Annotated in this window: 5 protein-coding genes; 1 reads left to right on the forward strand and 4 read right to left on the reverse strand. The window is 47.1% G+C overall.

Annotated elements, in window-relative coordinates:
• Positions 1-4: 4 nt before the first annotated feature.
• The 3 genes from B7Y67_RS10365 to B7Y67_RS10375 form a co-directional block, all read right to left on the reverse strand.
• Positions 5-544: a DUF3305 domain-containing protein gene (locus B7Y67_RS10365; RefSeq protein ID WP_293598579.1), complete on the reverse strand. Its 540-nt coding sequence runs from the start codon at positions 542-544 to the stop codon at positions 5-7.
• Between the two features lie 6 nt (positions 545-550).
• Positions 551-1,639 carry an iron-sulfur cluster carrier protein ApbC gene (gene apbC, locus B7Y67_RS10370; protein ID WP_293598580.1) on the reverse strand — a complete coding sequence of 363 codons (1,089 nt, stop codon included), beginning with the start codon at positions 1,637-1,639 and terminating at the stop codon, positions 551-553.
• 127 nt (positions 1,640-1,766) lie between these two features.
• Positions 1,767-1,961 carry a heavy-metal-associated domain-containing protein gene (locus tag B7Y67_RS10375; protein ID WP_293598581.1) on the reverse strand — a complete coding sequence of 65 codons (195 nt, stop codon included), beginning with the start codon at positions 1,959-1,961 and terminating at the stop codon, positions 1,767-1,769.
• 73 nt (positions 1,962-2,034) lie between these two features.
• Here B7Y67_RS10375 and B7Y67_RS10380 point away from each other — a divergent pair, with 73 nt between their 5' ends.
• Positions 2,035-4,332, forward strand: a complete 2,298-nt coding sequence (locus B7Y67_RS10380) for a cation-translocating P-type ATPase (protein WP_293598582.1) — start codon at positions 2,035-2,037, stop codon at positions 4,330-4,332.
• Here the strand turns inward: B7Y67_RS10380 and B7Y67_RS10385 are convergent.
• Positions 4,325-5,208, reverse strand: an 884-nt coding sequence (locus B7Y67_RS10385; protein ID WP_293598583.1) for a DUF3047 domain-containing protein, incomplete at its 5' end; no start/stop codon positions are given. The two genes, B7Y67_RS10380 and B7Y67_RS10385, sit on opposite strands and share 8 nt — an antisense overlap.

The raw sequence follows: 5,208 nt of genomic DNA on the forward strand, positions 1-5,208 counted from the left end.
GCCATTAATCCTCCACCCCGCGGTTAGCGCCTTTAAATGATTCGGGGCGATGGCGCTTTTTAGGCTCAGGACGGTAATGCTCGTTCACATATTCTTGCAACCAAGAGGCATGTTCCGTAGACAAGGGAATGTTATCGACTGATTCGCCACCATCCAATAGGCGACCTGCTTCGTTATAGCTCACACTAATACGGTGCGGGACGGCAATGGTTGCCTCCGATTTGGCTAACTCGATAGACTGAGCATCGATGTAACGCTCAATATCTTCCTCTAAACGCCACATCACAAACCAGCAAGGCTGAGGAGCTGATAAGTTGAGGTAGTAACCTTCAGCCTCATCCTGATAAAGATCGAGCTCATACCCAGTAAATAACCAAGACTCGCCTTGATCATCGCGCCCTAAGAACTGCCCAACAATTTTTCCCTCATCAGCAGTTGCATTATTAAATTGCCCAAAATCTGGCAACACCTCCCGAGGCTCCCAACGATAGGAAATCCAGGGGTTATCAACGAACTGCTTACGCATGAGAACTGCAAAACGCATAAGGCCTCAGGTGTTTTGAACCACGATGTTAGGAAATTTACTGCTCATATCTTTTGAAAGAGCCGCTACTTTAATGGCAACTCGTCTAGCAATCGTTTTATAAATTGCACTAATAGCACCATCCGGATCAGCCACTACGGTTGGGCGACCTGCATCAGCCTGCTCACGAATCGATAAATTGAGCGGTAAGTCACCCAAGAAATCAACGCCGTATTCTTTACACATCTTTTGGCCGCCACCGGTACCGAACACATGCTCTTCATGACCACAACTTGGGCAAACATAAGTACTCATGTTTTCGATGATGCCCACAATAGGAACACCCACTTTCTCAAACATCTTTAAGCCCTTACGGGCATCTAGTAATGCAATGTCTTGAGGAGTAGTCACAATAACTGCGCCAGTAACAGGCACCTTCTGAGCAAGCGTTAACTGAATATCCCCCGTACCTGGTGGCATATCCACAATCAGGTAATCAAGATCACGCCAACGTGTCTGACGAAGCAATTGCTCAAGAGCTGAAGTCACCATTGGACCGCGCCACACCATAGGTGCATCATCATCGATTAAAAATCCAATCGAGCTCGCTTGCAGGCCGTGACCTTCCATTGGCTCCATCGTATTTTCTTCAATAGAAGTGGGTCTGCCAGTAATACCCAGCATCATCGGTTGACTAGGGCCGTAAATATCTGCATCCAACATGCCAACTTGCGCACCTTCCGCAGCTAAGGCTAATGCTAGATTCACTGCCGTGGTGGATTTACCTACTCCGCCTTTACCACTGGCTACAGCAATAATATTTTTTACATTAGGAAGTAGTTTGACTCCACGCTGAACAGAATGGGCCACGATTTGACTACTGACATTAACGCTGACATTCTTGACATCAGGTAATTCACGCAGAACAGTAATGACAGATTTGCGGATCGAATCGAACTGACTTTTGGCTGGATATCCGAGAACGATATCTAGACTGATATCGCCACCATCAACTTTTAAATTTTTGACACTCTTTGCTGATACAAAATCAATTTGTGTATTTGGGTCAACCAGACCTTTTAATGCTGCTTGCACAGCCTCTACAGTAAGCGCCACCGACTTCTCCTAAGATAAACATTCCCACAAGGGGATCTCAATAGGGTTTATTGAGATGTATTACAAATAATGGAATAGTGGGTAGATTAACCGCACATGCAAAAAATTGCTAAAGCCGAGCTAATCTCTATTGTGAAACTGGAAATCCGGCATCTGTTATGAGCTCAGCAGCTAGCTCGGGGGTGAGGGTTGTTTCAAGCGTCACTATCTGTGTCGCCAAGTCTGCTTGAACCTGAGCCTGAGGGTCTTGAGCTTGCACAGCTCGAGTTACAGCATTAATACAGCCGCCGCATGTCATACCTGAAACCTTGAGCGTAAACATAGTTATCCCTTAAAAACTGTCAAAATACGGTTGTTGATGGCCTTTTTTCACCTTACGGTAGATTATCTTCTACATGCACTCCACAGAAACGAGTAATTCAGAGTTTTATACCCTCGATATAGGTGGGATGACCTGCGCCTCTTGTGTCAGTCGTGTAGAGAAGGCTTTGGACAAGATTCCTGGGGTTGAGGCGGCTACCGTCAATTTAGCGACTGAGCAGGCCAGGGTTCGGGTAAAACGCGGCTCCTCCACCCTCGAAGACATCATCACACTTGTTAAAAAAACAGGTTATGAGGCCAAAGAAAGCTCTACACGAGGCAATTTAGACAAGAAGACTAGTAAGTCCTTTTGGGCTGATGATGGTTTAGGTCGGGTGATTCTGAGCTTCCTGCTATCCGCCCCACTCTTCTTGCCCATGCTCTTCATGCCTTTTGGCATTCACTGGTCTTTATCTGGCTGGTGGCAGCTTGCCTTGGCCACACCAGTACAGTTCATTTTAGGATGGCGCTTCTACGTGGCGGGCTATAAATCCTTGATGGCTGGTGCCGGCAATATGGACTTACTAGTGGCACTAGGCACCAGTGCTGCCTATGGACTTAGCCTTTATCTCTTGCTCGCCTCAAACCATACGCATGAACTCTACTTTGAGGGATCTGCGGTCATTATCTGCATGGTCTTATTAGGTAAATGGCTAGAGTCACGTGCCAAGCAACAAACTAGTGAAGCGATACGCGCCCTGCAAAAACTCTGGCCAGAGCATGCGAAAGTGTTAAACGCAGATGTTGAACTCCAAGGCAATACAGGTGTAGGCGAGGATCAACGCCGTGACTTACCCCTCGATCAAGTGCTACCAGGGGATCGGATATTGATACTTCCCGGTGAACGCATCCCAGTAGATGGCGTGATTATTTCTGGGTCTAGCCATGTCGATGAATCCCTGCTTACCGGTGAAAGCGAGCCCGTTAAGAAATTAGTTGGCTCGAAAGTCATTGGTGGCGCCTTAAATGGTGAAGGCGTACTGATAGTAACTGCTCAAACAGTTGGTGTTGAAAGCGTGCTCTCACAAATTATTAATTTAGTAGAGGAAGCGCAAACACAAAAAGCACCTATTCAAAAATTAGTTGATCAGGTGAGTGCGATCTTTGTACCTACCGTGATTGTTCTTGCGCTGATTACTGGCATTGGGAACTGGCTCTACTTTGACTCCGTATCGATCGCTATCTTACGGGCTGTCGCTGTTCTTGTAATTGCCTGTCCTTGTGCACTCGGACTTGCTACTCCAGCTGCGATCATGGCCGGCACTGGTATCGCCGCACGCTTTGGCATTTTGATTAAGGATCCTCAAGTATTGGAGCTGGCGCACAAACTCAATATCGTCGCGTTTGATAAGACCGGGACACTCACTATTGGCAAGCCACGCATGCTAGCCCTACTCCCTTTTGATCAATCATCTGCTGATACTGAGCTCATTCTCGCTACAGCCGCAGGCTTGCAGTTGGGAAGTGAACATCCTTTGGCTAAAGCACTGATAGATGCATCCAAGGAAAAAGGTGTCACACCGATTGCTACTTCATCGAGTAAGGGCTTACCTGGTATTGGGATTGAAGGCATGCCAAGCTCCGGTCCTTTTGTAGCTCAAACGCTTCGCCTGCAAAGCGTAGCCTCACTTGAAGGAAGTCTGCAACACGATATCGTTTTGCAAAAGGCTCAGGGCTGTTTTGAGCAAGGTCAAACTGTTTCCGTTTTGATGAGCATGAGTGGTCAGGATGAGCAAGCATCAAAGCCAATTGCTGTGATTGCGTTTGGTGATGAGCTCAAGCCCAATGCGAAATCAGCAGTCGCTGCACTTCATGCATTGCATATTCGGACGGTGATGCTCTCTGGTGATAACTTAGCAGCTGCAAACCGCGTAGGAAAGACTATTGGCATTGACGAAGTCTTTGCCCAAATCATGCCAAGCAATAAAGCAGACATCATTCGAAATCTGCAGAACAGTATTAAAGGTAAAAAACATTTCGTGGCGATGGTTGGTGATGGCGTGAATGATGCCCCAGCATTAGCTATGGCAGATGTGGGTATGGCGATGTCCACCGGAACGGATGTGGCCATGCAGGCAGCTGGAATTACTCTCATGCGCGGAGACCCAACACTAGTAGCGGCTGCGATTGATATCTCTAAAAAAACTTGGGACAAGATTCGTCAAAATTTATTTTGGGCATTTGCATTTAATACGATTGGTATACCGATGGCAGCTTTGGGTTATTTATCACCTATGCTGGCTGGTAGTGCCATGGCCCTCTCCAGCTTCTGCGTCTTGAGTAACGCCCTACTGCTCAAGCGTTGGAGCCCTATGCAGTCTGAAGTTATTTGAGATTCTTACGCACTAACTCAATATCACCGTAGAGGGCACGGGTTTCTGACTTGGTGTTATCGGTATCGGTCAGAAGTGCAATCCCAATGACATTACCTGGTGCCTCACCATAGGCCAACTTGTAGTCTGCAGCTAAATCACGCTCGTGCTTACGCCATTCACCTAAGTTATTCAAACCTGAGTCAACCACAATCATCTTCACGCGAGAAGTGTGAGCGTTATTCAACAGGGTATTGACTGGATTCTTACCCGACCAGACATACATCACTGTGGCGTATGGCATCTCTTGCCCACTAATTAAGCTAGCCATCTCAAAGGTGAGCTTTTCTTTTAAGGGAAGCTTGGATTTATTACCATCAAAGGCTACCAAAATGCGAAGTGGCGCATCATCCTGTTGGCTCTCTGCGTTGTCTGCATTCGGTATAGCAGCTACCGCCTTCCACTCCCACTGCAACCATAGGTTTTGCGCTGAACGTGGTCGAAGCTTTACCGCAAGACCAGATGCCGATGTTTTAGAGTTAGCAGCGAGCACCGTGCGACCTTGATAATTCTCCAACCGGTAAATCGTGTTCTTTTTGTAAGGCGCTATGCGGTAAAAATGCCAACCATCTGGCATGCCATTTCTTGGTCTATCCGCAGAAAATTTCGGCAAATCTTCTTGGGCTGGCAACTGATCTACGTTAAATGCTTGACCTGCCTCATTCTCAATAGAATTCCCAGTGAAGCCTGCACAGCCAAGCAAAGAGATGGCTATAGTAGTCAACAGCAGCAGGGATCGAAAGCCGGTTTTTGTAAGCATCCCTAGAATTGTCCCAAAGAATGGGGTGCTAAGTCTAAAATTGCCTGATGCGCCATCAATCCCCTTCAAGCTGGGCC

It is taken from the genome of Polynucleobacter sp. 35-46-11, assembly GCF_002281105.1.

Excerpts from the sequence above, each read along its gene's own strand:
- B7Y67_RS10365 (WP_293598579.1), bottom strand. The coding sequence starts at position 544 with ATGCGTTTTGCAGTTCTCATGCGTAAGCAGTTCGTTGATAACCCCTGG.
- B7Y67_RS10375 (WP_293598581.1), bottom strand. The coding sequence starts at position 1,961 with ATGTTTACGCTCAAGGTTTCAGGTATGACATGCGGCGGCTGTATTAAT.
- B7Y67_RS10380 (WP_293598582.1), top strand. The coding sequence starts at position 2,035 with ATGCACTCCACAGAAACGAGTAATTCAGAGTTTTATACCCTCGATATA.